The organism is Rothia sp. QJM3NY_36 (assembly GCF_056173115.1).
On record NZ_CM149658.1, the window covers coordinates 487107 to 512714 of the forward strand.

The window sequence follows — 25608 nt, forward strand, 5'->3', positions numbered from 1 at the left end:
CCCGGGCCCCGCCGGCTCGGCGCCCGGCCCGCCCGCGGCGTCGGCGCTCCGACGGCCCCCGCGCCGTCAGTGCCGCAGCATCAGGGCCGCGGCCATCGCCTCGAAGGCCAGGCGCGGGTTGGCGTTGGTGGAGATCCGCCGGCGGGTCAGGGCGATGGTGTCCAGCTGCTCCAGCGTCCGCTCGGGGGAGGAGTTCAGCGCGTAGTCGGCCAGCTCCCGCTGCAGGTGCCGGTTGACCAGGGTGGAGCCGGACTCCAGCTGCAGGGTCAGCACGTCCCGGTAGAAGGTGGACAGGTCGATGAGGAAGCGATCCAGGGTGTCCACCTGGATGCGCCGGGAGCGGCGCTTCTGGTCCTCCTCCAGTCGGCGCACCGCCGCCTGGATGTTCGGCGGCAGCCGCCCAGACTCCGGGGCGCCCAGGCTGACCAGCAGCTGCGCCCGCTCGGCTTCGTTGCGCTCCTCGGCATCCGCGGCGGCCTCCGCCTCCGCGGTGGCGATCAGCCGATCCGCCGCGGCCACGGCCGCCCCGATCCCGTCCAGACCCAGCGGCAGGCGCACCACGTCCTCCCGGCGCTGGCGGGCCTGCGGATCCAGGGCCAGACGCCGGGCGATGCCCACGTGCCCCTGGGCCAGGCGGGCCGCCTGCAGCGCGGTGGTCTCCTCGACGCCGTCGCGCCGGCTGAGCAGTCGAGCCACCTCCTCGGGGGCGGGGACCTTCAGGCGCACGGGCCGGCACCGGGAGCGGATGGTCACCAGCACGTCCACCGGGCTGGGCGCGCACAGCAGCCACACGGTGTGCGGCGGCGGCTCCTCGATGGCCTTGAGCAGCACGTTGGAGGTGCGCTCGGGCATCCGGTCCGCGTCCTCCACGATGATGATCCGCCAGCGCCCGACGGCGGGCCGGTCCTGGGCGCGCACCACCAGGTCCCGGGCCTCCTCGATCTTGATCGTGAGGTTCTCGGTGGCGAAGTCCGTGACGTCGGCGTGGGAGCCGGCCATCGTGGTGCGGCAGGAGCGGCACCGCCCGCAGCCGCGCTCGCCCGGATCCTCCTGGTCGCACAGCAGGGCCGCGGCCAGGGCGCGGGCGGCGGTGGAGCGCCCGGAGCCGGGCGGGCCGGTGAACAGCCAGGCGTGGGCCGGGGCGCTCTGGGCGGCCGCCCGACGCAGCTGGGCCACGGCCGCCTCCTGGCCCACCAGCTGATCCCAGACGCTCACGCCCGAGCCTCCGGCGCAGCGGTACCGGTGAGCAGCGCACCCAGGTACGGCAGGTGCTCGCCGATCACGGCGTCGATGCGCGCGGCCACCTCGGCCACCTCGCCCCGCCCGTCCACGGCCTGACGGTTCCCGCCGCGGGCGGCCAGGGCCCGGAAAGCGTCCGCGGTGCGGGCGCGGAAGGCGTCCGGTTCGGCCTCCAGCCGGTCCGGGGCCGCACCGCGGGCGGCCAGGCGGGCCCGGGCGTCGTCGTCGGGCACCTGGAGGAACAGGGTCATATCCGGCAGCAGCTCGCGGGTGGCCCAGCGGGACAGGTCCGCGATCGTCTGCTCGCCGAGGCCGCGTCCGGCGCCCTGGTAGGCCGCGGAGGAGTCCAGGTAGCGGTCGCAGATCACCACGGCCCCGCGGGCCAGGGCCGGGCGGATGGTCTGCTGTGCGTGGGCGGCGCGGGCCGCGGCGTAGAGCAGGGCCTCCGCGCGGGCGTCCATCTCGCCGTGGTCGGGGTCCAGGAGCAGCTTGCGGACGCGCTCGCCGAGGGGGGTGCCGCCGGGTTCGCGGGTCAGCACGACGTCGGCCCCGGCGGCCTCCAGGCGCTGGGCCAGCAGCCGGGCCTGGGTGGACTTGCCGCCGCCGTCCCCGCCCTCCAGGGCCAGGAACGTCCCGGGCAGGGCCTGGTCGGCGGTGCCCGGGGCCTCAGGGTGGTAGCTCAGCGCGTCAGTCACCTGCCCAGGGTATCCGAACCCCGCCCCGCGGCCGCGGGGCGGCTGGGGACAGCCCGTGCGGCGGGGGTCTCGGCTAGGCTGTGGCACATGTTCGTGCTGCGCATCGTGATGGCCCTGGAATTCGGCATCAACCTCGCCCTGGCCCTGCTGCTGGTCGTGCTGGCGATCTACGCCTTCGTCACCGCGGTCTCCGCCCAGCCCAGCGCCTTCGAGGTCATGGGCAAGCGGACCAAGGGCTTCTGGCTGGCGCTGACCGGCGGCAGCCTGCTGGTCGCGCTGCTCTCGGCGTGGACCTCCTTCGGCGGCGGCAGCTCCTCCCTGTTCCTGCAGCTGGTAGCGGCCGTGATCGTCGGGGTGTACCTGGCGGATGTGAAGCCGGAGGTGGCCCCGCGGCGTCGGCGCTGAGAGCCGCGTCCCCACCCGGTGCGAGGCGGCGCACCCCGTGCCGGTCCTTCCCTGACCCCGCCGTCGGTGCGAGAATGGGGGCATGGCTGAGACATACAAGCTCGTGCTGCTGCGGCACGGACAGAGCGAATGGAACAAGGAGAACCTGTTCACGGGATGGGTGGATGTCCCCCTGTCCGAGCAGGGACGCGCGGAGGCGAAGAAGGGCGGCGCGCTGCTGAAGGAGCGCGACATCCTGCCCGAGGTCGTGCACACCTCGCTGCTGCGCCGGGCGATGAACACCGCGAACATCGCCCTGGATGAGGCGGACCGCCTGTGGATCCCCGTCAAGCGCAGCTGGCGCCTGAACGAGCGGCACTACGGCGCGCTGCAGGGCAAGAACAAGTCCGAGATCCGCGAGAAGTACGGCGAGGACCAGTTCATGCAGTGGCGCCGCTCCTACGACGTGCCGCCGCCGGCCATCGAGGACGACGACGAGTTCTCCCAGGCCCATGACCCCCGCTACGCGGACGTGGCCGACGCCCCCCGCACCGAGTGCCTCAAGGACGTGCTCGAGCGGATGTTGCCGTACTGGAAGGACGGCATCGTCCCGGACCTGAAGACCGGCAAGACCGTGCTGGTCGCCGCGCACGGGAACTCCCTGCGCGCGCTGGTCAAGCACCTGGACGGCATCTCGGATGAGGACATCTCCGGGCTGAACATCCCGACCGGCATCCCGCTGTACTACGAGCTGGACGAGGACCTGAAGCCCGTCAAGCCCGGCGAGTACCTGGATCCCAACGCCGAGGAGGCCATCAAGGCCGTGGCGAACCAGGGCAAGTAGCCCGTCCGCCGCACCCGGCGCCCACGGGGGAAGGGGCCCGCACCGAGTCGCTCGGTGCGGGCCCCTTCCTCCGTCTCTGCGGGGATGCTCGGTGCCCGGCCCCATCCTGAGCCGGGTCGTGCCTCCGGCCGATCGGCCGGCCGGGCTCAGGGGGCGGAGGGCAGGTCCCGCCCGGCGTCCCACTCCCCGGTGACCAGGTAGGCCACCTTCCGGGCCACCGCGACGCCGTGGTCCCCGAAGCGCTCCAGGTACCGGGAGACCAGGGCGATGTCCACGGTCGTCTCCGGGGACCAGCCGCCCTCGGCCACCGACCCGAACACGGAGGCGTGCAGCTCGTTCAGCCGGGCCTTCGCGGTGTGGATCGCGTCGGCGTCGGCCAGGTCCTGGCTCGTGAGCAGCCGGGTCACCGCCTCCACGATGCGCAGGTCCAGGTCCGCCATCTCCCGGAAGGTCCCCAGCAGGGGCTCCGGGATGACGGACTCGGGGTAGCGCAGCCGCGCGGTCTGGGACAGGTGCCGGGCCAGATCCCCCATGCGCTCCAGGGACGCGCTCATCCGCAGGGCCGCGACGATGCGGCGCAGATCCGAGGCCACCGGGGCCTGCAGGGCCAGCAGGTCGATCGCGCGCTCATCCAGCTGGGTCTGGCGCAGGTCGATCCGGGCATCATCGGAGATGACCTCCTCGGCCAGCTCGACGTCGGCCTCGAACAGGGATTCGGAGGCCCGGATCAGTGCGGCGCGCACCAGATCGGAGATCTCCACGAGGTCCTCGCCGATCTGCTGGAGCTCGGCCTGGAAGACGGTGCGCACGGTGCTCGGTCCTTTCCTGCGCCCGGGCTCTCGGTCTGCGGGGCGCTCATGGTGGGTGGGGCCGCCCCGCGGGTGCCCGACGCCGCGATGGTGCGGCGAGGGACGCGGCGGGGCGCATCGGTCTCCCATGGTGCCGGGCCGGGATGAACGGGCGGGGCGCGCGGGGATGAACGGCAGGTGAACCTCCGGTGCCGGGCGTCGTCGGAGGCCGATGGGCGCAGGCGCCCCGCTAAGCTGGTGCCCGTGAGTCCCGTAGCCATCGCCGTGCTGTGCGGTCTGATCGGCGCTGGGCTGGGCCTGCTCAGCCACGTCGCCATGCGTCGCAGCGACCGCCAGCGCTCGGATTGGGCCCTGGTGGAGGAGCCGGTCATCAGCGACGGCGCCGCGCAGGTGCTGGCCGTCGTGGGCCGGGCCTACGTGGTGGTGGACGCGGTGGACGGCGTCGTGCGCGCCTCGCAGGCCTCCTACGCCTACGGCCTGGTGCGCGGGCACGAGATCGTGCAGGAGGAGCTGGTGGAGCTGATCCGCCAGGTCCGGCGCAGCGGCGTCATCGTGGAGCGCACCGTGGAGATCTCCCGCGGCGCCTCGGGCCGCTCGGTGCTCATCCTCAACGTGCGCATCGCGCCGGTGGCCGATGAGTACATCCTGCTGCTGGCCGATGACCGCACGGAGATCACCCGGGCCCAGGCGATCCGCACGGACTTCGTCGCCAACGTCTCCCACGAGCTGAAGACGCCGGTGGGCGCGGTGCGTCTGCTCGCCGAGGCCATCGACTCCGCGGCCGGGGACGAGGAGGCCGTGCGCCACTTCACCCGCCGCCTGCACAAGGAGTCCGAGCGGCTCACGGCCCTGGTGCACGACGTCATCGAGCTCTCCCGCCTGCAGGGCACGGACGTGGTCCAGGAGGGCCGGGTGGTGGATGTGAACCGGACGGTGCGCGAGGCCGTGGACCGCAACCGGCTGCCGGCCGAGGCCAAGTCCATCTCCCTGCGCATCGGCGGCACGGCGCCGCGCCCGGTGCACGGGGACCCGGAGATGCTCATGACGGCGCTGCGCAACCTCATCGACAACGCGATCCGCTACTCCCCGGAGAACACCCGGATCGGGGTGGGGATCCGCTCCAAGGACGGCACGGTGCGCATCTCGGTCAAGGATCAGGGCCCGGGCATCCCCGAGGCGGAGCAGGATCGGATCTTCGAGCGGTTCTACCGGGTCGACGCCGCCCGCTCCCGGCAGACCGGCGGGACGGGCCTGGGACTGTCGATCGTCAAGCACGTGACGGCCCAGCACGGCGGGGAGATCAGCGTCTGGTCCACCCCCGGGCAGGGCTCCACGTTCACCATGAGCCTGCCGGAGGTGGATGAGCAGGCCCAGCGCGAGCTGGCCGAGGGCGACGGCATCCCCGCGGGTTCCCCGGCCCCGCCGGTGGAGGTGCTCACCGCCCCGGCCACCCCGGGGCGCGTGCCCGCGCCGGCCGAGACCGCAGCACGCACAGCACACGCACACGAGGTCGGTCCCGGCAGGCTCCGGGACCGGAAGGAGGAGACCGGAGCATGACGAGGATCTTGGTGGTGGAGGATGAGCAGGCCCTGAGCGAGCCGCTGGCCTTCCTGCTGGGCAGGGAGGGCTTCGAGGTGACGGTCAGCGAGGACGGCCTGGACGCCGTCGAGCGCTTCGAGCGCTCCGGGGCGGATCTGGTGCTGCTGGATCTGATGCTGCCCGGGCAGTCGGGCACCGAGGTGTGCCGCCAGCTGCGTCAGCGCTCCTCCGTGCCGATCATCATGCTCACGGCCAAGGACGCGGAGATCGACAAGGTGCTGGGTCTGGAGCTCGGCGCGGATGACTACGTGACGAAGCCGTACTCCTCCCGGGAGCTGCTGGCCCGGATCCGGGCGGTGCTGCGTCGCCGCACGGATCGGGAGGATCCGGTGGACGCGGTGGTGCAGGGTGGGCCGGTGCGCCTGGACCCGGACCGGCACGTGGTCAGCGTGCAGGGGGAGGCGGTGTCGATGCCGCTGAAGGAGTTCGAGCTGCTGGAGCTGCTGCTGCGCAACGCCGGGCGGGTGCTGACCCGCGGGCAGCTGATCGAGCGGGTCTGGGGCAGCGACTACGTCGGGGACACCAAGACCCTGGATGTGCACATCAAGCGGCTGCGCTCCAAGATCGAGCCGGACCCCTCCCACCCCCGCCACCTCGTCACGGTCCGGGGTCTGGGCTACAAGTTCGAGGACTGAGGCCGGGCCGGGCGAAGGCCGCCGATCACGACGACGGCCCCGCCTCCTGTTCTGGGCAGGCGGCGGGGCCGTTCTCGCGTGCGGGTGACGGGGGAGGGGCGCTCGGCCCCGGGGTCATCAGTGCCCGTGGCCCTCGGTGGGCTTGGCCGGCGGGGTGTAGTCGGAGCCGCCGGGGATGTACTGGCGGTACTCGTCCAGCGCGCCGTTGAGCACGGGGACGTCGGTGGTGGTGGACTGCCCGCCCACGGAGATCTTCGTGCCCTCCAGCATCTTGCCCGGCAGCACCCCGGCCGGGTCCACGAGGGTCTCGTCGTCTTCGAGGTGGACCTCGGAGTTGGCGGGCACCTCGATGCGGGCGGTGGCCTTGCCGGTGTCCACGGTGACGGTCGCCGCCCGGTCCGCGCCGTTGAGCACGGTGCCGAGCAGGCGGCCCTCGGAGTCGGCGTCGTTGGCGACGACCATGATGTTGCGCACCCGGATGTCCCCGACGTTGGCACTCACACCGTCGGAGGCGTCGTAGTGGAAGGTCGTGGGCTGCTGGTGGATGTAGCCGCAGCCGGCGGTGGCCGTGAGCACGGCCGCGGCCAGCGCCGCGGTCGCTCCGATGCGGCGGGCGCCTGAGCGGGGTGCGAACGTCACGTAGGACTCCTCGAGATGTGGTGATGCGGTGCGCCGTGTCCGTCTCGCGCCCGGGTGGGCGCGGTCGGGGGCAGGGCCTGTGCGGCCCCAGTCTAGCCCCTTGTGGCGACGATGCGTCAGCATGACACCCGCGGTGGGTATGGCCGCGTCGTGCCGCCCGGGTGCCTTCCGGTGCACCCGGGTTGCGGCCCGACCGGTCGGGATCGGTGAGCAAGCCCACGCGCGTGCTAGGATAGGCGGGCTGAAAGGGGTAGACCATATGCTTTTTGAGGTCGGCGAGACCGTCGTGTATCCGCATCACGGAGCGGCCACGATCGAGGAGATCAAGACCCGCGTGATCAAGGGCGAGGAGAAGACCTATCTGAAGCTCCAGGTGGCCCAGGGGGATCTGACGATCGAGGTCCCCGCGGACAACGTGGACATGGTCGGGGTGCGCGACGTCGTCGACGAGGAGGGCCTGGCCGAGGTCATCTCCGTGCTGCAGGCCTCCGATGTCGAGGAGGCCGCCAACTGGTCCCGGCGCTTCAAGGCCAACACGGAGAAGCTGGCCTCCGGCGACGTGCTGAAGGTCGCCGAGGTGGTGCGCGATCTGTGGCGTCGCGAGCAGGTCAAGGGCCTGTCGGCCGGGGAGAAGCGGATGCTGTCCAAGGCCCGCCAGATCCTCTCCTCGGAGGTGGCCCTGGCGCGGGACATCGACGAGGACGCCGCGGAGGCGGAGCTGGATCGGATCCTGGCCGAGGGCACCGAGGCCGCCCAGGAGGCCGAGCCGGCGAAGAAGTGACTTCCGCGGCCCCGCCGCGGAGCCGACGACGGGCGCGTCCCCCTTCCCGCGCGGAGGGGGCGCGCCCGTCGTCGTGCGCGGGTGAACCGGTGTGACCGCACGGCGCTGCCGCGCGGGGGCGCATCGGTAGACTGGGCCGGGTGAGTCTGCGTTTCTACAGCACCGATACCGCCGCCATCCGCGATTTCCAGCCCGTGCATCCGGGTGAGGCCCGGCTGTACTACTGCGGCGCGACCGTCCAGGGCGCCCCGCACATCGGCCACGTCCGCTCCGCCCTGGTCTTCGACCTGCTGCGGCGCTGGCTTCAGCACCGCGGGTACCGGGTGACCACGGTGCGCAACGTGACGGACATCGACGACAAGATCCTCGCCAACGCCGAGGCCTCCAGTGCCCCGGGCTACACGGGGGAGCACCCGGATGAGCCGTGGTGGGCGCTGGCCTACCGCTTCGAGAAGGTCTTCGCCGACGCCTACGCGGCCCTGGGCATCGACCCGCCCACCTACGAGCCGCGGGCCACCGGGCACATCCCGGAGATGCACGCGCTGATCGCCCGGCTGATCGAGCGCGGCCACGCCTACCCCGCCCTGGATGACTCCGGTGACGTCTACTTCGACGTGCGCTCCTGGCCGGATTACGGCAGCCTCACCCGCCAGCGGGTCGAGGACATGCAGGACGCCCCGGACGCGGATCCGCGCGGCAAGCGCGACCCCCGGGACTTCGCCCTGTGGAAGGGACACAAGGAGGGCGAGCCGCTGACGGCCTCCTGGGATTCCCCGTGGGGCCGAGGCCGGCCGGGCTGGCACCTGGAGTGCTCGGCGATGGCCGGGAAGTATCTGGGCGAGCGCTTCGACATCCACGGCGGCGGGCTGGACCTGCGCTTCCCGCACCACGAGAACGAGCTGGCCCAGTCCACCGCGGCCGGATACGGCTTCGCGAACTTCTGGCTGCACAACGGGCTGGTGACCTACGAGGGCGAGAAGATGTCCAAGTCCATCGGCAACACGGTCTCTCCGGCGGATATGCTCGCCGCGGCCCGACCCCTGGCGGTGCGCTACTACCTGGGTCAGGCCCATTACCGCTCCGTGCTGGACTACCGGCCGACCTCCCTGGAGGAGGCGGGCACCGCCGTCGAGCGGGTGGAGGCCTTCCTCGTCGCGGCGGGGGTCCCGGAGGCCGGCGAGGTCCCGGAGGCCTTCGGCGAGGCGATGGACGATGACCTCAACGTCCCGCAGGCCCTGGCCGTGCTGCACGAGACCGTGCGCGCGGGCAACGCCGCTCGGGCCGAGGGACGCACGCAGGATGCCGCGGCCCGCGCCCGCGAGGTGCGGGCGATGACCGACGTGCTCGGGCTGAGCCCCCTGATGAGCTTCGCCGGCTCGGCAGGCTCCGACGGGGACGCCGAGCACCGTGCCCTGGATGCCCTGGTCCGCTCGCTGGTGGATCAGCGCGCGCAGGCCCGGGCTCAGCGGGAGTGGGCGCGCGCCGATGAGCTGCGGGACCAGCTGGCCGCGGCCGGGGTCCGGGTGGAGGACGGCCCCGAGGGCTCGACCTGGAGCGTGTGAGGCTCCGGGCGGGAGCACACGCAGGACACGACGACGCGATGGGCCGGGTGGCCCTCGCCCATGCAGGACACGAAGACGCGGAGGACACCAGAAGATGGCTGAGAGCAGACGACCCGGGGCGATCCGGAAGGGCAAGAAGGGTCCGCTGAAGGGCACGGGCGGGCACGGCCGCAAGGCCCTGGAAGGCAAGGGCCCTACGCCCAAGGCGGAGGACCGGCCCTATCACAAGGCGCACAAGATGAAGCGGGCCGCGGCCAACCGCCAGGCCACCAACACCGCCCGGCGCACCTCCCAGCGGCTGGGCGGCAAGCGCACGAGCGAGGAGCTGGTGACCGGGCGCAACGCGGTCCTGGAGTCGCTGCGCGCGGGGATCCCCGCCAAGCACCTGTACGTCATGGCCAACATCGAGGCCGATGAGCGGGTCAAGGAGATCGTCGCGACCGTGACCAAGCTGGACGTGCCGGCCCTGGAGATCACCCGCAGCGAGATCGAGCGGCTCACCGAGGGCGCGGTGCATCAGGGGGTCGCCCTGCAGATCCCGCAGTACAAGTACCCCGACGCCGGGGATCTGACCCGGGCCGTCATGGCGGATTGGCAGGAGGGGCGTCTGCAGCGTCCCCCGCTGTTCGTGGCCCTGGACGGGATCACGGATCCGCGCAACCTGGGGGCGGTGATCCGCAGCGTGTCGGCCTTCGCCGGGCAGGCGGTCATCGTCCCGGAGCGCCGGGCCGCGGGTGTCACGGCCTCGGCCTGGAAGACCAGCGCCGGTGCGGCGTCGCGGATCCCGGTGGCGAAGGCGACCAACCTGACGCGGGTCATCCAGGACCTGAAGACCCAGGGCGTGTTCGTGGTCGGGCTGGACGGGGACGGCGAGGTCTCCCTGCCCGAGCTGGAGCTGGCCACGGAGCCGCTGTGCATCGTCGCCGGCTCCGAGGGCAAGGGCCTGTCGCGGCTGGTCGCGGAGAACTGCGATCAGATCGTCTCCATCCCGATCGACAGCGCGATGGAGTCCCTGAACGCCTCGATGGCGGTGGGCATCACCCTGTACGAGGTGGCCCGACGTCGGGCGGCCGCGGCCTGAGCGCAGGCGGGTGGCCGGGGGCCGCGGGAAGTGCGATGCACGTCATGCTCCTCCGGCTTGCCGGCCTCCGGTGGCCTGTGTACTGTTGACCGAGTCGCCGAGAGGCCCGGAAGGGTCCGCGGCGGCGCGGCCCACGTGGACCGCGGCACCGGCTTGCGCCGGATGATCCGATGGTCTAGAGTGGGGATCCGCTGCTTCGCACGACCACGATGTGGGAGGAAGGGGAGCAGCAGGTGAACACGGCGGAAACGCCGGGTTGACCGGCCGGGAAGACTGGACTACAGTTGATCCGGCGGCCGCGGGAGCGGGCTTCCGAAGATTCGGGAGTTGCGTTGCCGAGACAGGCTCGTTGTTTGAGAACTCAATAGTGTGCTTTGTTCACTCTGATGGTGCATACCAAGTATTTTTTGTGAATGACTGTGGTCATCATGCAGAGTGTTGGTGCAGCGTGGAGGCCACCCCGTGGCTGGTGATGCGTTGCGCTGTTCATTTATTTTGATGAGTCCAGTGTTCATGCTTTTTGTTTTTCAACGGAGAGTTTGATCCTGGCTCAGGACGAACGCTGGCGGCGTGCTTAACACATGCAAGTCGAACGCTGAAGCCTGGTGCTTGCACCGGGTGGATGAGTGGCGAACGGGTGAGTAATACGTGAGTGACCTGCCTTTGACTCTGGGATAAGCCTGGGAAACTGGGTCTAATACCGGATGCGACTACTGCCCGCATGGGCTGGTGGTGGAAAGGGTTATGTACTGGTCTTAGATGGGCTCACGGCCTATCAGCTGGTTGGTGGGGTAATGGCCTACCAAGGCGACGACGGGTAGCCGGCCTGAGAGGGTGACCGGCCACACTGGGACTGAGACACGGCCCAGACTCCTACGGGAGGCAGCAGTGGGGAATATTGCACAATGGGCGCAAGCCTGATGCAGCGACGCCGCGTGAGGGATGACGGCCTTCGGGTTGTAAACCTCTTTCAGCAGGGAAGAAGCGGAAGTGACGGTACCTGCAGAAGAAGCGCCGGCTAACTACGTGCCAGCAGCCGCGGTAATACGTAGGGCGCAAGCGTTGTCCGGAATTATTGGGCGTAAAGAGCTCGTAGGCGGCTTGTCGCGTCTGCTGTGAAAGCCCGGGGCTTAACTCCGGGTGTGCAGTGGGTACGGGCAGGCTAGAGTGCAGTAGGGGTAACTGGAATTCCTGGTGTAGCGGTGAAATGCGCAGATATCAGGAGGAACACCGATGGCGAAGGCAGGTTACTGGGCTGTTACTGACGCTGAGGAGCGAAAGCATGGGGAGCGAACAGGATTAGATACCCTGGTAGTCCATGCCGTAAACGTTGGGCACTAGGTGTGGGGGACATTCCACGTTTTCCGCGCCGTAGCTAACGCATTAAGTGCCCCGCCTGGGGAGTACGGCCGCAAGGCTAAAACTCAAAGGAATTGACGGGGGCCCGCACAAGCGGCGGAGCATGCGGATTAATTCGATGCAACGCGAAGAACCTTACCAAGGCTTGACATACACCGGATCGTTCCAGAGATGGTTCTTCCCTTTTGGGCTGGTGTACAGGTGGTGCATGGTTGTCGTCAGCTCGTGTCGTGAGATGTTGGGTTAAGTCCCGCAACGAGCGCAACCCTCGTTCTATGTTGCCAGCACGTGATGGTGGGGACTCATAGGAGACTGCCGGGGTCAACTCGGAGGAAGGTGGGGATGACGTCAAATCATCATGCCCCTTATGTCTTGGGCTTCACGCATGCTACAATGGCCGGTACAATGGGTTGCGATACTGTGAGGTGGAGCTAATCCCAAAAAGCCGGTCTCAGTTCGGATTGGGGTCTGCAACTCGACCCCATGAAGTCGGAGTCGCTAGTAATCGCAGATCAGCAACGCTGCGGTGAATACGTTCCCGGGCCTTGTACACACCGCCCGTCAAGTCACGAAAGTTGGTAACACCCGAAGCCGATGGCCTAACCCTTGTGGAGGGAGTCGTCGAAGGTGGGACTGGCGATTGGGACTAAGTCGTAACAAGGTAGCCGTACCGGAAGGTGCGGCTGGATCACCTCCTTTCTAAGGAGCTCAACTTTGGTTGGCCCTGTTCGTGCCCGAGTGTGGTGCGTGGGGTTTGCTCATGGGTGGAATGTGCGCCTGTTCTTGTCATGCTGCTGGCTTGTGTGGCTGGTGGTGTGGTGAGTGGAGTGGATGGAGCATGCTGTTGGGTTTTGAGGCAATGAGCTTCTGACCCGTGCTGGTGATGGGTTTCCTGTTGCTGGTGTGGGTTGGGGTGGTTGTCTTGGGTTTGCCTGGCTGCTGCTGGTGCTATGCGTTGTGTGTGGTGTTGGTGGTGGTGTGGGTTGTTGTTTGAGAACTATATAGTGGACGCGAGCATCAATTTTATTCTGGTATGCCGTGTCTGGTGACTGCTGGGTTTCTGGTGGTTGCTGGGTGTGGTGTATCTGCGATTGTTGAGTGTATCTGTGATTATCTGTGTGTGGCTAAGTTGTTTAGGGCGCACGGTGGATGCCTTGGCACAAGAAGCCGATGAAGGACGTGTGAATCTGCGATAAGCCTCGGGGAGTCGATAACAGGACGTTGATTCGAGGATTTCCGAATGGGGGAACCCCGCCACTTGTCAAGGGTGGTGACCTGCACCTGAATGTATAGGGTGTGTGGAGGGAACGAGGGGAAGTGAAACATCTCAGTACCCTCAGGAAGAGAAAATAACTAATGATTCTGTGAGTAGTGGCGAGCGAAAGCGGATGAGACTAAACCTGTGGTGTGTGATACCGGTGAGGGGTTGCATCATGGGGGTTGTGGGAGTGATGCGTGCCAGTTCTTACCGGCTGGTGGTGTGGTGTGTTGCGGTAGGCGAAGCGCCTGGGATGGCGTGCCGTAGAGGGTGAGAGTCCTGTAGCTGAAACCGTGGCTGCTGCATGGTGTTGTTTCCCGAGTAGCACGGGGCCCGTGAAATCTCGTGTGAATCTGCCAGGACCACCTGGTAAGTCTAAATACTTTCTTGTGACCGATAGTGGATCAGTACCGTGAGGGAATGGTGAAAAGTACCCCGGGAGGGGAGTGAAATAGTACCTGAAACCGTGTGCCTACAAGCCGTCAGAGCCTTTTGGGGTGATGGCGTGCCTTTTGAAGAATGAGCCTGCGAGTTAGTGTTCTGTCGCGAGGTTAACCCGTGTGGGGTAGTCGTAGCGAAAGCGAGTCTGAAGAGGGCGTGTGAGTGGCAGGATCTAGACCCGAAGCGGAGTGATCTACCCATGGCCAGGTTGAAGCGTGTGTAAGAGCGCGTGGAGGACCGAACCCACTTCAGTTGAAAATGGAGGGGATGAGCTGTGGGTAGGGGTGAAAGGCCAATCAAACTCTGTGATAGCTGGTTCTCCCCGAAATGCATTTAGGTGCAGCGTTGCGTGTTGCTTGCTGGAGGTAGAGCTACTGGTTGGCTGATGGGCCTTATCGGGTTACTGACGTCTGCCAAACTCCGAATGCCGGTAAGTTTTAGCGTGGCAGTGAGACAGTGGGGGATAAGCTTCATTGTCGAGAGGGAAACAGCCCAGACCATCAACTAAGGCCCCTAAGCGTGTGCTAAGTGGGAAAGGATGTGGAGTTGCTGAGACAACCAGGAGGTTGGCTTAGAAGCAGCCATCCTTGAAAGAGTGCGTAATAGCTCACTGGTCAAGTGATTCTGCGCCGACAATGTAGCGGGGCTCAAGTACACCGCCGAAGTTGTGGCAACAGCGTTTTGTTGTTGGGTAGGGGAGCGTCGTGTGGCCGGTGAAGCTGCCGTGTGAACGAGTGGTGGAGGCTATGCGAGTGAGAATGCAGGCATGAGTAGCGAATGATGCGTGAGAAACGTATCCGCCGGATGATCAAGGGTTCCAGGGTCAAGCTAATCTTCCCTGGGTTAGTCGGGGCCTAAGGCGAGGCCGTCAGGCGTAGTCGATGGATAACGGGTTGATATTCCCGTACCGACGAAGGACCGTCCATACTGAGCTGGTGATACTAACCACCCGAACCACTGTGGCCGCATTTTGTGTGGCTTCTGGTGGGGAGCGTGGGGCCTGAGCCAGGGAGGTAAGCGTGTTAACAGGTGTGACGCAGGAAGGTAGCCGGGCCACGCGGTGGTTGTCGTGGTCTAAGCATGTAGGGTGGGGTGTTGTTAAATGCGCGCCCCGTGTGCCTGAGATGTGATGGGACCCCCTTTGGTGGGGGGATTCGGTGATCCTATGCTGTCGAGAAAAGCATCGGCGTGAGGTTCTAGTTGCCCGTACCCTAAACCGACACAGGTGATCAGGTAGAGAATACTAAGGCGTTCGAGAGAATCATGGTTAAGGAACTCGGCAAAATGCCCCCGTAACTTCGGGAGAAGGGGGACCTTGAGCGTGAACCGGGCTTGCTCCGGGGAGCGTGTATGGGTCGCAGAGACCAGGGGGAAGCGACTGTTTATCAAAAACACAGGTCCGTGCGAAGTCGCAAGACGATGTATACGGACTGACTCCTGCCCGGTGCTGGAAGGTTAAGAGGACTCGTTAGGCCCTTCGGGGTCGAAGCGGAGAATTTAAGCCCCAGTAAACGGCGGTGGTAACTATAACCATCCTAAGGTAGCGAAATTCCTTGTCGGGTAAGTTCCGACCTGCACGAATGGAGTAACGACTTCCCTACTGTCTCAACCATGAACTCGGCGAAATTGCAGTACGAGTAAAGATGCTCGTTTCGCGCAGCAGGACGGAAAGACCCCGTGACCTTTACTATAGTTTGGTATTGGTGTTCGGTGTGGCTTGTGTAGGATAGGTGGGAGACTGTGAAGTCATCACGCTAGTGGTGGTGGAGTCGTTGTTGAAATACCACTCTGGTCATATTGGATGTCTAACTTCGGCCCATGATCTGGGTCAGGGACAGTGCCTGATGGGTAGTTTAACTGGGGCGGTTGCCTCCTAAAGAGTAACGGAGGCGCCCAAAGGTTCCCTCAGCCTGGTTGGCAATCAGGTGTTGAGTGTAAGTGCACAAGGGAGCTTGACTGTGAGACTGGCAGGTCGAGCAGGGACGAAAGTCGGGACTAGTGATCCGGCGGTTCATTGTGGAATGGCCGTCGCTCAACGGATAAAAGGTACCTCGGGGATAACAGGCTGATCTTGCCCAAGAGTCCATATCGACGGCATGGTTTGGCACCTCGATGTCGGCTCGTCGCATCCTGGGGCTGGAGTTGGTCCCAAGGGTTGGGCTGTTCGCCCATTAAAGCGGTACGCGAGCTGGGTTCAGAACGTCGTGAGACAGTTCGGTCCCTATCCGCTGCGTGCGTTGGAGAATTGTGGAGGCCTGTCCTTAGTACGAGAGGACCGGGACGGACGAACCTCTGGTATGTCAGTTGTACCGCCAGGTGCATGGCTGATTGGCTACGTTCGGGAGAGATAACCGCTGAAAGCATCTAAGCGGGAAGCTTGCTTCGAGATGAGTTCTCCTTGCCCTTTTGTTGGGTGTGAGGCTCCCTGTAGATGACGGGGTTGATAGGCCAGGTATGGAAGCCGGGACTGAAGACTGGTGGAGTTGACTGGTACTAATAGGCCGAAGACTTATCTACACATCATGGTGATCATGGTTGTTTGATGGTCGTGTGTTGGTGTTCGTGTTCACTGTATGGTTTTGGGATAGCAACCCGTGTGGGGTGCTGACCATGAACCCGTGACCCTTGGGGGTGTTTCCCTGGTGGGTGGGGTTGGTGGTGGGTGCCTGGATGGTGGTTGGCCCGTGTTTTTCTCGGTGGTTATGGCAAGAGGGGTACACCCGGTCCCTTTCCGAACCCGGTAGTTAAGGCTCTTAGCGCTGATGGTACTGCACCCGGTAGGTGTGTGGGAGAGTAGGTCGCCGCCGAGATTCATTTTTTGATGGTGGTGGGGGTCCCCGGTCGGGGATCCCCACCCTTTTTTTGTGCCCGCGGGATGTGCGGGGCTTGGCGGGGTCCGTGGTTGTGGGTGGTGGGGGTCCCGGTGTGGGGCCCCCTTTTTTTCGTGCCCGGAGACCCTTCCCCGCCCTTCGGGGCAGCGTGCCAGCTGGCGCGCAGCGTGAGGCGGGGCAGTCTGGCCCGTCGCTGAGCGACCCCCGGGGCCGGCGGTGGGCCTTGGCCACCACCGGCGGCGACGTCGTCGTCGGGGGTCCCGTCGCCGGAACGAGCCATGTGAAAGGGGCGGCGGATCGTGGTCGATCCGCCGCCCCTTCGTGACGTGCCGGGAGGATGCCCCCCCCGCCGTCACTCGGCTCGGTCAGTCTCGGCTGGTCGCCTCCTCCACCTGCTGCAGGGCGCGGGTGTGCTTGCGGCGCAGGTGAGCCAGACGGGCCAGCATGTGCGACATGGCCTCCGGTCCGGTGACCCGCACCCGCGCGATCGACTCGGCGCGGCCCACCTTCACCCCGAGGTCCTCGGCGCCCAGAGCGCTCAGGGCATGCTCGTCCGTGAGGTCATCCCCGGCGAACACCGCGCAGTCGGCGTCGGTGGCCTCCTTGAACAGGCGCATCGCATCGCCCTTGTCCACCTGCAGCACGGAGGACTCCACGACGTGCTGCCCCGGCGTGAGGTGCAGGCCCTCGATGCCCTTGAGAACCCGCACCGCCTCGGCCTCCGCGGCCTGGGCCAGTCCGTGATCCTCCATCGGGCGGGTGTGGAACACGACGCCGGCCGGCTTGTACTCGATATCCGAGCCCGGATACCGACTCACCAGCTCACGGATCGCCTCGGTCGCCTCCTCCAGCACGCGTCGCTGATCCTCGTCGAGGGTCAGGGCGGGGGATTCCTGTCCCGCAGCGGAGACGTCGAACTCCCCGCCGTGGGAACCCGACAGCAGCATCCGATGCTCCGGATCCGCAATCTCGCGCAGGAAGCTCATGGGTCGTCCCGAGATCAGCGCGACATAGGTGTCCGGCTGCTGGGCCAGGTCCTCCAGCGAGGTCTGCGACAGCGGCAGAGGCCGGGCGTCCTCGGGTCGGGTGGTGAACGGGGCGAGGGTCCCGTCGAAGTCCATGGCGACCAGCAGATTCTCGGCCTCGGCCACCCGCTGCAGCTCCTCCTCGATGGCCTGGTTGGGGAACGGTCCGTGGCCTCGGTCCATCACGGGAAGCGGCACCGTCGGCAGCTCGTCCGTCGTCGGGTCCGGGCCCAGACCCTCGGAGCGGATCCGGGACAGGTCATCCAGGAACCGGGTCGACCAGTCCTCGACGTCGTGGGCGAAGATCTGCTCGCGGATCGAACGCATCCGAGTCCGCCGCTCCTCCTCCGACATGTCCCGCGCATACAGCAGGGCGTCCTTGAAGCCGTCGATGTCGTGCGGGTTGATGGTGATCGCGCTGGGCAGCTGCTCCGCGGCCCCCGTGAACTCCGAGAGCACCAGGGCACCCCGATTGTCCGTGTGGGCCACCGCGTACTCCTTGGCCACGAGGTTCATCCCGTCGCGCAGCGAGGAGACGACCATGACGTCGGAGGCCAGGTACAGGGCCACCATCTCGGGGAAGGGGTAGCTGTGGTGCAGATAGCGGATAGCCGTGTGGGCCATGGTGTCGAACTGGCCGTTCAGCCGCCCCACGGTGCCCTCGATCTGCTCGCGCAGCTGGATGTAGGACTCCACCCGCTCCCGGGAGGGGCTGGCCACCTGGATCATCGCGGAGGTCTCCACGGTGAGGTCGCCGTCGTTGAGCAGCTCCCCGTAGGCCTTCAGCCGGTGCCGGATCCCCTTGGTGTAGTCCAGCCGGTCCACCCCCAGGTACACGGTCTCCGGATTGCCCAGCTCCTCCCGAATCTGCCGGGCCCGGCGCTTGGTCTCCGGACGCGAGGCCATCTCGGTGACCGCCTCCACGTCGATGGAGATGGGGTAGGAAGCCGCCCGGGTGACCCACGTGGACAGCTTCCGGTCCTTCAGCTCGCGCTTGGCCCGGCGCCGGGAGGTCACCCCCGGCAGCACGGTGGAATGGGTGCGGCGGTAGCGCTCCGACGGGGAGTCCTCATCCACCTCGTCGCGCGGGCGCTGGGAGACCTCCGCCTTCTCGCCGTCGAACTGGATGCCCAGCAGCTTCTCGCAGCAGCGCCGGAAGTTCGAGGCGTCCCCCGGGCGCTGGAAGCCCAGCAGATCCGCGCCCAGCAGCCCGGTGAGCACCTGACGGCGCCAGGGCAGCTGCGCGAAGATCTCCAGGGGCGGGAAGGGGATGTGGTCGAAGAAGCCGATGGTCAGGTCCGGGCGCAGGGTCCGCAGCATCGCGGGCACCAGCTGCAGCTGGTAGTCCTGCACCCACACGGTCGCGTTCTCGGCGGCGTTGGCCGCGGCGGCCTCGGCGAAGCGCCGGTTCACCTCCCGGTAGGTGTCCCACCAGGTGCGGTGGAACTCCGGGGGCGCGATGACGTCGTGGTACAGCGGCCAGATGGTCGCATTCGAGAAGCCCTCGTAGTAGCGGCGCACCTCGTCCTCGGACAGGGGCACGGGCACTAGATGGAAGACGTCGTGGTCGAAGGGCTCGAGGCGCTCATCGGCGGCGCCGTGCCAGCCGACCCAGGCGCCGTCGTGGGTGGACATGACGGGGGCCAGGGCGCTGACCAGCCCGCCGGGAGAGCGCCGCCAGGACGCGGCGCCGTCGTCGTCGACGACGCGGTCGACGGGCAGGCGGTTGGCGACGACGACGAAGTCGTAGGCCCCCCGCCCGGTGCCCTCAGTCGTGGATGCTGCTGGATCGGACATGTGGTTCTCCTTCGAGGTCTGCACCACAATCCTACCCGGGCAGCCCGCCCGGACAGGCGACGATGACCCGGCGGCCAGGACCCGTCCAGACGGCCCCGCTAGACTGACCTGCGATCGACGTACCCTGCGACGAAAAGCGAGTCATCACCTTGTCCCCTTCCTCCACGCAGCGCACCTCCGACGCGCGCGAGCGGGCCCGACAGATCGCGGACCGACAGGCCCGCTCCGCCAGCGCCAACCGACGCTGGCTGCAAGCCGCCGTGATCGCGGTGCTCGTCGTCATCATCGCGGTCATCGCCATCGTCTACACCCAGACGCGCAGCACCGATATCCCCGACGCCGGGGCCGTGCCCAGCAGCGCCAACCAGTACGGCGGGATCGTGCTGACCAAGGACGGCATCGTCAAGAACTCCTCCGACGAAGCCTCCCGTGATGTCAACGACCTGAAGACCTCCACGGTCTCCGCCTCCGCCTCCGACGGGCAGTCCGCCACCCTGCCCGTGGGGCTGCCCACGGCTGAGGAGGCGAAGAAGAACGGCAAGCCGGTGCGCCTGACCATGTTCCAGGACTACAACTGCATCCACTGCGCCGAGTTCGAGAAGGCCTACGGCGAGGACATCAAGAAGAAGGTCCTGGACGGGGAGATCGAGCTGGAGGTGCGCAACCTGAACTTCCTCGACGCGGAGACCACCACCGAGTACTCCTCCCGCGCCGCGGTGGCCGCCTACGCGGTCGCCGAGCAGGTGAGCACGGAGAAGTTCCTGGACTGGCAGGAGGAGATGTTCTCCCACCAGGGCGAAGGCGGGCTGAAGAACTCCGAGCTGGAGGACATCGCCTCCAAGTACGGCGCGGACATCAAGAGCGCGATGGACTCGATGGACTACCGGCCGATGGTCAACGTCACCGTCGCCGAGTCCAAGGAGAACGGCATCCAGGGCACCCCCACGGTCTACGTGGACAGCACCGAGACCCAGACGACGGACTTCTCCTCGGCCCTGGATGAGGCGATCAAGGCCAAGAAGGAATCCTGACCCGTCCGCCCTCGGAGCGCCGCCCGGCGATTGGGCGGCCCCGGGGGCACCGGGTATCCTGCTGGAGACCCGCAACCGCCCCGCGGAACCTCTCCGCCGGCGGTGCGGGTCCCCGCCTCCTTAGCTCAGCTGGCCAGAGCATCTGTCTTGTAAACAGAGGGTCGCCGGTTCGAATCCGGCAGGGGGCTCCGCGCACGCGCCGACCCGGTCAGGTGATCCCTGACCGGGTCGGCGCGTCTGCGCCGCGTGCGGCGATCGGGGAGGGGGCATCGGCAGTAGGATCGGAAGCTGTCCGCCCCACCCGTCGAAAGGATCCCCGTGGCCCCCGCCGAGCACCGCGCAGCCTCCCAGCCGATCGAGCCGTCCCTGCTCTCCGGGCGCCTGGTGCTCGTGCGCCACGGACAGACGGACTGGAACGCCGCAGGCCGGATGCAGGGCACCTCCGACATCCCCCTGAACGACACCGGGCGGGCTCAGGCCCGGGAGGCCGGGCGGCGGATCGCGGAGCTTGCCGAGAGCTGGGACCTGCTGGTCTGCTCCCCGCTGGGCCGGGCCCGGGAGACCGCCGAGATCATCGGGGAGCAGGTGGGGCTCCCTGTGGCGCAGACCGTGCCCGGGATCATCGAACGCCACTACGGCACCGCGGAGGGCCAGGTGCTGGATTATGAGGACTCGCGTCACCCGCAGGACCTCTACGAGGACGTGGAGGCCGAGGCCGAGGTCTACCGCCGCGGAGTGGCCGCCTGCCGCGAGCTGGTGCGGGCCCACCCCGGAGAGCGGATCCTGGCCGTCAGTCACGGCACCCTGATCCGCCGGGTGCTGCTGGCCACCACCCCGGGGGACTGGCGGGCCACCGTGCCCAACGCCGAGCCGCTGGAGGTGGATCTGGAGGGGCTGTTCGCCTGGGATCCCTCCTCCCTGGACGACGGCGAGGCCTGAGTCGCCGCACGGCCCGGCGGCCTCTCACCTCAGGCCCCGCCCGCTCCGCGCTTTCCCGCCTCCACGAGTGTGCGTTTGTGACCGGTTGGGTCCGTCCTCGTTGACCAAGCCAAACAAAACCACATAAAATCAAGGGAGCGCAGACGAGCCCACTGTTCGTCGCCGTCAAGGAGTGTTTCACCATGTTCGCTGAGGAACGACGGGCGGAGATCGCCAAGCTGGTCGCCACCGCGCGGCGAGTCAATGGTGCTGAACTCGCCCGGCGCTACGACGTCACCATGGAGACGGTGCGACGGGATCTGGCCGCCCTCGAGGCGGACGGGAAGCTGCGCCGGGTCCACGGCGGGGCGGTCACGGCCGAGCAGTCCACCTCCGTGGAATCCAGCATCGGCTCCCGCCAGTCCATGAACACCCCGGAGAAGCAGCGCATCGCCGCCCGGGCCTACCAGCTGCTGCGGGAATCCGACGCCGGCGCCGTCGTCCTGGACGCCGGATCCACCACCGAGATCCTCGCGGACCTCATCGCCTCCTCGGACTTCACCCTGAAGAACGGTGCAGACCGGATCATCATCACCCACGCCCTGCACATCGCCGTCAAGCTCGCCGAGGCCAGCGGCGTCGTCATCGACCTGGTCGGCGGGCAGCTGCGCAAGATGACCTGGGCCGCGGTGGGATCGCGCCCCGCCGAGCACTTCGCCAGCATCCGCCCCGACATCGCCCTGATCGGAGTCAACGGGCTGGACGAGGAGTTCGGACTGTCCACCCCGGGGCTCAACGAGGCGATCGTGAAGACCGCCATCGTCCGCTCCGCCCGCCGCGTGGTTCTGCTGTGCGATTCTGCGAAGTTCGGCCAGGAGTCCCTGGTACGCTTCGCTGGCCTGGAGGATCTGGACGCCATCATCACCGACCGGGCGCCGGAGGGCTCCCTGGCCGAGTCCCTGGAACAAGCCAACGTAGAGGTGCTCATCGCATGATCGTGACCCTGACCGCCAATCCGAGCCTGGATCGCACGGTGGAGATCCCCGCGCCCCTGGCGCGCGGGACCGTCATCCGCGCCAGCCGCTCCGTCGCCGACCCCGGCGGCAAGGGGGTGAACATCGCCCGCGCCCTGAGCGTCTCCGGCGTGCGCACCGTCGCCGTGCTGCCCGGGGACGACGGGGACCCCGTGCTGGAGGCGCTGACCGCCGCCCAGGTCCGCTACTCCAACCTGGCCACCGGAGCGCCCATCCGCACCAACGTGACCGTGGCCGAGCCGGACGGCACCACCACCAAGATCAACGCCCCCGGTGAGCCCGTGGACGACCTCGCCCAGCGCGAGCTGACGCGGCTGCTGATCCGCGAGGCCCAGGGCAGCAGCTGGCTGGTCATGGCCGGCTCCCTGCCGCCCGGGGTGCCCAGCGACTACTACGCCGTCGTCTCCCGCGCCGTGCGCGAGTCCCTGGGCGATCAGGCCCCGCGCATCGCGGTGGACACCTCCGGGGCCGCGCTGCGCGACACCCTCAACGGCCAGGACGGCCTGCCCAACCTCATCAAGCCCAACTCCGAGGAGCTGGCCGAGCTGGTGGGCCGCCCGGGGGAGTGGGAGCAGCTGGAGGCGCACCCGCAGGCCACCGCGGACACCGCCCGCGAGCTCGTGGACCGGGGGGTCGAGGCTGTGCTGGCCACCCTGGGCGCCAAGGGCGCGGTGCTGGTCACCGCGGACGGCGCCTGGCACGCCCAGCACGCCCCGATCCGCGCCCGCAGCACGGTGGGGGCCGGCGACTGCTCGCTGGCCGGGTACCTCCTGGCCCACGAGGCCGGACGCACCCCCCGCGAATGCCTCGTGCAGGCCGTTGCCCACGGCTCCGCCGCCGCCTCCCTGCCCGGCACCCAGGTGCCGACCCTGGAGGAGACCACCCCGGAGGCCGTCACCGTGACGGAACTCAGCTCGTGAGTCCGGACGGCCCCACCCCTTCGATCGCGTGCGCACCGCTCGCCGTCGTCACCACCACGTCACCAAGGAGGAGCTCATGCCAGCTCTGATCACCGCGGATCTCGTCAGCCTCGACGAGACGCTGGGCGATGACCGCTTCGACGTCATCCGGCACCTCGCAGGCCTCGTCGCCGAGGCCGGACGGGCCACGTCAGCCCAGGACCTCTACGCCGACGCGAAGGCCCGCGAGTCCAAGACCGACACCGGCATCCCCGGCGGCATCGCGATCCCGCACTGCCGCTCCGCGGCCGTGACCGAGGCCTCCCTGGCCGTCGCGCGCCTGCCCGAGGGTCGGGACTTCGGGGCCAAGGACGGCCCCGCGGACCTCGTCTTCTTCATCGCCGCCCCGGACGGGGCCGACCAGGAGCACCTGAAGCTGCTCTCGACCCTGGCCCGCTCGCTGATGAAGAAGGACTTCACCGCCGCCCTGCGCGCCGCCTCGTCCCGCGAGGAGATCGTGGACCTGGTGCAGGGCGCCCTGGACGCCCCCGGGCGCCCCGCGGCCGCCGCCGCGGCCCCGGCGAGCCCCACCCGTCCGGCCCAGGCCCCCGCGGGCATGATCGCCCCCGTCCTGGTCAGTCTCGACCAGGACCTCGGCTCGGACCGCCTCGACGTCATCCGCGAGCTGACCCGGCGGGTCGCCGCCGACGGGCGCGCCGACGACGCCGACGGGCTGTTCGCCGATGCGAAGGCCCGCGAGTCCAAGACCGACACCGGCATCCCCGGCGGCATCGCGATCCCGCACTGCCGCTCCGCCCACGTCACCCGCGCCTCCCTGGCCATGGCCCGGCCCAACCCGGCCGTGGACTTCGGCGCCAAGGACGGCCCCGCCGACCTGATCTTCCTCATCGCCGCCCCCGAAGGTGCGGACCAGGAGCACCTGAAGCTGCTGTCCACCCTCGCCCGATCCCTGATGAAGAAGGACTTCAAGGCCGCCCTGCGCGAGGCCGAGACCCCCGAGCAGATCGTGGAGATCGTCAACCGGGCCCTCGGCCTGGACGACGCCGCAGCGCAGCAGCCGACCCAGGACGCCGCCGCGCAGCAGGCCTCGGCCACCGCGGGGGCCTCCGCCGCCGGGGCTGCGGCCGCCTCGTCGGGTGCCGACGCCGCCGATGCGGAGCACCGGGCGCGGCTGGTGGCCGTGACCGCCTGCCCCACCGGCATCGCCCACACCTACATGGCCGCCGACGCGCTGAAGCAGGCCGCCGAGGAGATGGGCGTGCAGCTGGACGTGGAGACCCAGGGCTCGGCCGGCAACGAGGTCCTGGACCAGGCCACCATCGACGCCGCGGACGCCGTGATCTTCGCCGTCTCCGTGGACGTGCGCGATCGCGCGCGCTTCGCCGGCAAGCCCGTCGTCGAATCCCCCGTGAAGCGGGGCATCGACGAGCCGGTCGCCATGATCGAGGAAGCCGAGGCCGCCGCGAAGGACCCGAACGCCCGCCGCGTAGCCGGCTCCCGGGAAGAGGGATCCTCGTCCTCCTCCGGGGCCGACGCCTCCTGGGGCTCACGGATCTACAAGTCGCTGATGACCGGCGTGTCCTACATGATCCCGTTCGTCGCGGCCGGCGGCCTGATGATCGCCCTGGCCTTCCTGATGTCCTCGATCGTCGGGCACAAGTCCGAGGTCGCGGACCTCGCCCCCAGCATCCTCGGGATCCAGGACGGGGCGCTGACCGACGGCGGGGCGACCCTGTTCAACCCGGGCGAGCACGGGCTGTGGATGTACCTGGCCGCCGTGATCTTCGTGATCGGGCAGCAGGCGATCGGCCTGCTCGTGCCGGCTCTGGCCGGGTTCATCGGCTACGGCATGGCCGGGCGCCCCGGCATCGCCCCCGGCTTCGCGGCCGGCCTGGTGGCCAACATGGTGGGCGCGGGCTTCCTCGGCGGGATCGTCGGCGGCCTGCTGGCCGGCGTCGTGGCCTACGCCCTGCAGCAGCCCAAGCTGCCGCGCTGGCTGGCCGGGATGATGCCCGTGGTCATCATCCCGCTGGTGGCGACCATCGTCTCCTCCGGGCTGATGTTCCTGGTGCTGGGTCGGCCCATCGCCTGGGTCATGACCGCCCTGAACGACTTCCTGGTCTCCATGTCCGGGGCCTCGGCCCTGGTGCTCGGGCTGATCCTCGGCGCCATGATGGGCGCGGACCTGGGCGGGCCGATCAACAAGACGGCCTACCTGTTCGCCACCGCCGGACTGTCCGCCGGGACCCTGGTCTCCCAGGAGATCATGGGCGCGGTCATCGCCGCTGGCATGGCCACCCCGCTGGGCATGGCCCTGGCGACCACCCTGCGCAAGAAGTACTTCACCGAGGCGGAGATCAACAACGGCCGGGCCGCCTGGCTGCTGGGCGCCTCCTTCATCTCCGAGGGGGCCATCCCCTTCGCCGCGGCGGACCCGCTGCGCGTGATCCCCTCCTCGATCGTGGGATCGGCCGTGACCGGCGCGATCTGCATGTCCACCGGGGTGGCCTCCCAGGCCCCGCACGGCGGCATCTGGATCCTGCCCGTCGTGTCCAACCCCGGCATGTACCTGGTCGCGGTGATCGTGGGGATGCTCATCACCGCCGCGATGTACCTGCTGCTCAAGCGGATCGGGAACACCCGGACCGGGGCCGAGAAGGCCAAGGCAGCCCAGGTCGCCTAGTGTGAGCGACACCCCAGAGATCGCCGAAGACCTCGACGACGCC

The 25608-nt window shown here is 68.2% G+C and carries 17 protein-coding genes, 1 tRNA gene and 3 rRNA genes; 16 read left to right on the forward strand and 5 right to left on the reverse strand.

Features of this window, described 5'->3' with window-relative positions:
- Positions 1-66: 66 nt before the first annotated feature.
- Complete coding sequence (locus AC0VXQ_RS02115) at positions 67-1215, reverse strand: DNA polymerase III subunit delta' (RefSeq protein ID WP_061225919.1); 1149 nt, start codon at positions 1213-1215, stop codon at positions 67-69.
- A complete protein-coding gene (tmk, locus tag AC0VXQ_RS02120) occupies positions 1212-1934 on the reverse strand; it encodes a dTMP kinase (RefSeq protein ID WP_081101704.1) in 723 nt (240 codons plus the stop codon). The genes AC0VXQ_RS02115 and tmk overlap by 4 nt, the downstream gene beginning before the upstream one ends.
- 87 nt (positions 1935-2021) lie before the next feature.
- On the opposite strand from tmk, the gene AC0VXQ_RS02125 reads away from it, so the two are divergent.
- Together AC0VXQ_RS02125 and AC0VXQ_RS02130 are read left to right on the forward strand one after the other, a co-directional pair.
- On the forward strand, positions 2022-2339 hold the full coding sequence (locus tag AC0VXQ_RS02125) for a DUF2516 family protein (RefSeq protein ID WP_099049771.1): 318 nt from the start codon (positions 2022-2024) through the stop codon (positions 2337-2339).
- A gap of 82 nt (positions 2340-2421) precedes the next feature.
- Positions 2422-3162, forward strand: a complete 741-nt coding sequence (locus AC0VXQ_RS02130) for a phosphoglyceromutase (RefSeq protein ID WP_061225920.1) — start codon at positions 2422-2424, stop codon at positions 3160-3162.
- 146 nt (positions 3163-3308) lie between these two features.
- Here the strand turns inward: AC0VXQ_RS02130 and phoU are convergent, their stop codons facing one another.
- Positions 3309-3971, reverse strand: coding sequence for a phosphate signaling complex protein PhoU (gene phoU / locus AC0VXQ_RS02135; protein ID WP_058730284.1), 663 nt, complete (start codon positions 3969-3971; stop codon positions 3309-3311).
- A 243-nt stretch (positions 3972-4214) separates the two neighbouring features.
- Between phoU and AC0VXQ_RS02140 the strand changes: the two genes are divergently transcribed.
- Together AC0VXQ_RS02140 and AC0VXQ_RS02145 are read left to right on the forward strand one after the other, a co-directional pair.
- Entirely contained in the window at positions 4215-5528 is a 1314-nt protein-coding gene (locus AC0VXQ_RS02140; protein ID WP_081046161.1) for a sensor histidine kinase, read from the forward strand.
- A complete protein-coding gene (locus tag AC0VXQ_RS02145) occupies positions 5525-6205 on the forward strand; it encodes a response regulator transcription factor (protein WP_058730285.1) in 681 nt (226 codons plus the stop codon). Before AC0VXQ_RS02140 ends, AC0VXQ_RS02145 begins: the two co-directional genes overlap by 4 nt.
- 117 nt (positions 6206-6322) lie before the next feature.
- Here the strand turns inward: AC0VXQ_RS02145 and AC0VXQ_RS02150 are convergent, their stop codons facing one another.
- On the reverse strand, positions 6323-6844 hold the full coding sequence (locus AC0VXQ_RS02150; RefSeq protein ID WP_058730286.1) for a hypothetical protein: 522 nt from the start codon (positions 6842-6844) through the stop codon (positions 6323-6325).
- 259 nt (positions 6845-7103) lie between these two features.
- Here AC0VXQ_RS02150 and AC0VXQ_RS02155 point away from each other — a divergent pair, with 259 nt between their 5' ends.
- From AC0VXQ_RS02155 to rrf, 6 genes are all read left to right on the forward strand, one after another.
- Positions 7104-7625: a CarD family transcriptional regulator gene (locus AC0VXQ_RS02155; protein ID WP_058730287.1), complete on the forward strand. Its 522-nt coding sequence runs from the start codon at positions 7104-7106 to the stop codon at positions 7623-7625.
- Positions 7626-7765: 140 nt separating this feature from the next.
- Positions 7766-9187 (forward strand): cysteine--tRNA ligase, encoded by a 1422-nt coding sequence (gene cysS / locus AC0VXQ_RS02160; RefSeq protein ID WP_100463839.1) that lies wholly within the window; start codon positions 7766-7768, stop codon positions 9185-9187.
- Positions 9188-9281: 94 nt separating this feature from the next.
- Positions 9282-10268, forward strand: coding sequence for a 23S rRNA (guanosine(2251)-2'-O)-methyltransferase RlmB (gene rlmB, locus AC0VXQ_RS02165; RefSeq protein ID WP_058730289.1), 987 nt, complete (start codon positions 9282-9284; stop codon positions 10266-10268).
- Positions 10269-10795: 527 nt separating this feature from the next.
- Positions 10796-12326 (forward strand): 16S ribosomal RNA (locus AC0VXQ_RS02170).
- Between the two features lie 423 nt (positions 12327-12749).
- A 23S ribosomal RNA gene (locus AC0VXQ_RS02175) occupies positions 12750-15843 on the forward strand.
- A 175-nt stretch (positions 15844-16018) separates the two neighbouring features.
- Positions 16019-16136, forward strand: a 5S ribosomal RNA gene (gene rrf, locus AC0VXQ_RS02180).
- The 16S, 23S and 5S rRNA genes sit together here, the layout of an rRNA operon.
- A gap of 386 nt (positions 16137-16522) precedes the next feature.
- Here rrf and otsB read toward each other — a convergent pair.
- The gene (otsB, locus tag AC0VXQ_RS02185; RefSeq protein ID WP_064724926.1) at positions 16523-18979 is read right to left on the reverse strand and encodes a trehalose-phosphatase; all 2457 of its coding nucleotides are present in this window, start codon (positions 18977-18979) and stop codon (positions 16523-16525) included.
- A gap of 149 nt (positions 18980-19128) precedes the next feature.
- Between otsB and AC0VXQ_RS02190 the strand changes: the two genes are divergently transcribed.
- From AC0VXQ_RS02190 to AC0VXQ_RS02215, 6 genes are all read left to right on the forward strand, one after another.
- Positions 19129-20010: a DsbA family protein gene (locus AC0VXQ_RS02190; protein ID WP_058730431.1), complete on the forward strand. Its 882-nt coding sequence runs from the start codon at positions 19129-19131 to the stop codon at positions 20008-20010.
- 114 nt (positions 20011-20124) lie between these two features.
- Positions 20125-20198 (forward strand) — tRNA-Thr (locus AC0VXQ_RS02195).
- A gap of 130 nt (positions 20199-20328) precedes the next feature.
- A complete protein-coding gene (locus AC0VXQ_RS02200) occupies positions 20329-20949 on the forward strand; it encodes a histidine phosphatase family protein (RefSeq protein ID WP_055684243.1) in 621 nt (206 codons plus the stop codon).
- A gap of 182 nt (positions 20950-21131) precedes the next feature.
- Complete coding sequence (locus tag AC0VXQ_RS02205) at positions 21132-21923, forward strand: DeoR/GlpR family DNA-binding transcription regulator (RefSeq protein WP_055684244.1); 792 nt, start codon at positions 21132-21134, stop codon at positions 21921-21923.
- Positions 21920-22882: a 1-phosphofructokinase family hexose kinase gene (locus AC0VXQ_RS02210; RefSeq protein ID WP_055684245.1), complete on the forward strand. Its 963-nt coding sequence runs from the start codon at positions 21920-21922 to the stop codon at positions 22880-22882. Before AC0VXQ_RS02205 ends, AC0VXQ_RS02210 begins: the two co-directional genes overlap by 4 nt.
- 76 nt (positions 22883-22958) lie before the next feature.
- Positions 22959-25565 carry a PTS fructose transporter subunit IIABC gene (locus AC0VXQ_RS02215; protein WP_081046049.1) on the forward strand — a complete coding sequence of 869 codons (2607 nt, stop codon included), beginning with the start codon at positions 22959-22961 and terminating at the stop codon, positions 25563-25565.
- Positions 25566-25608 lie beyond the last annotated feature (43 nt).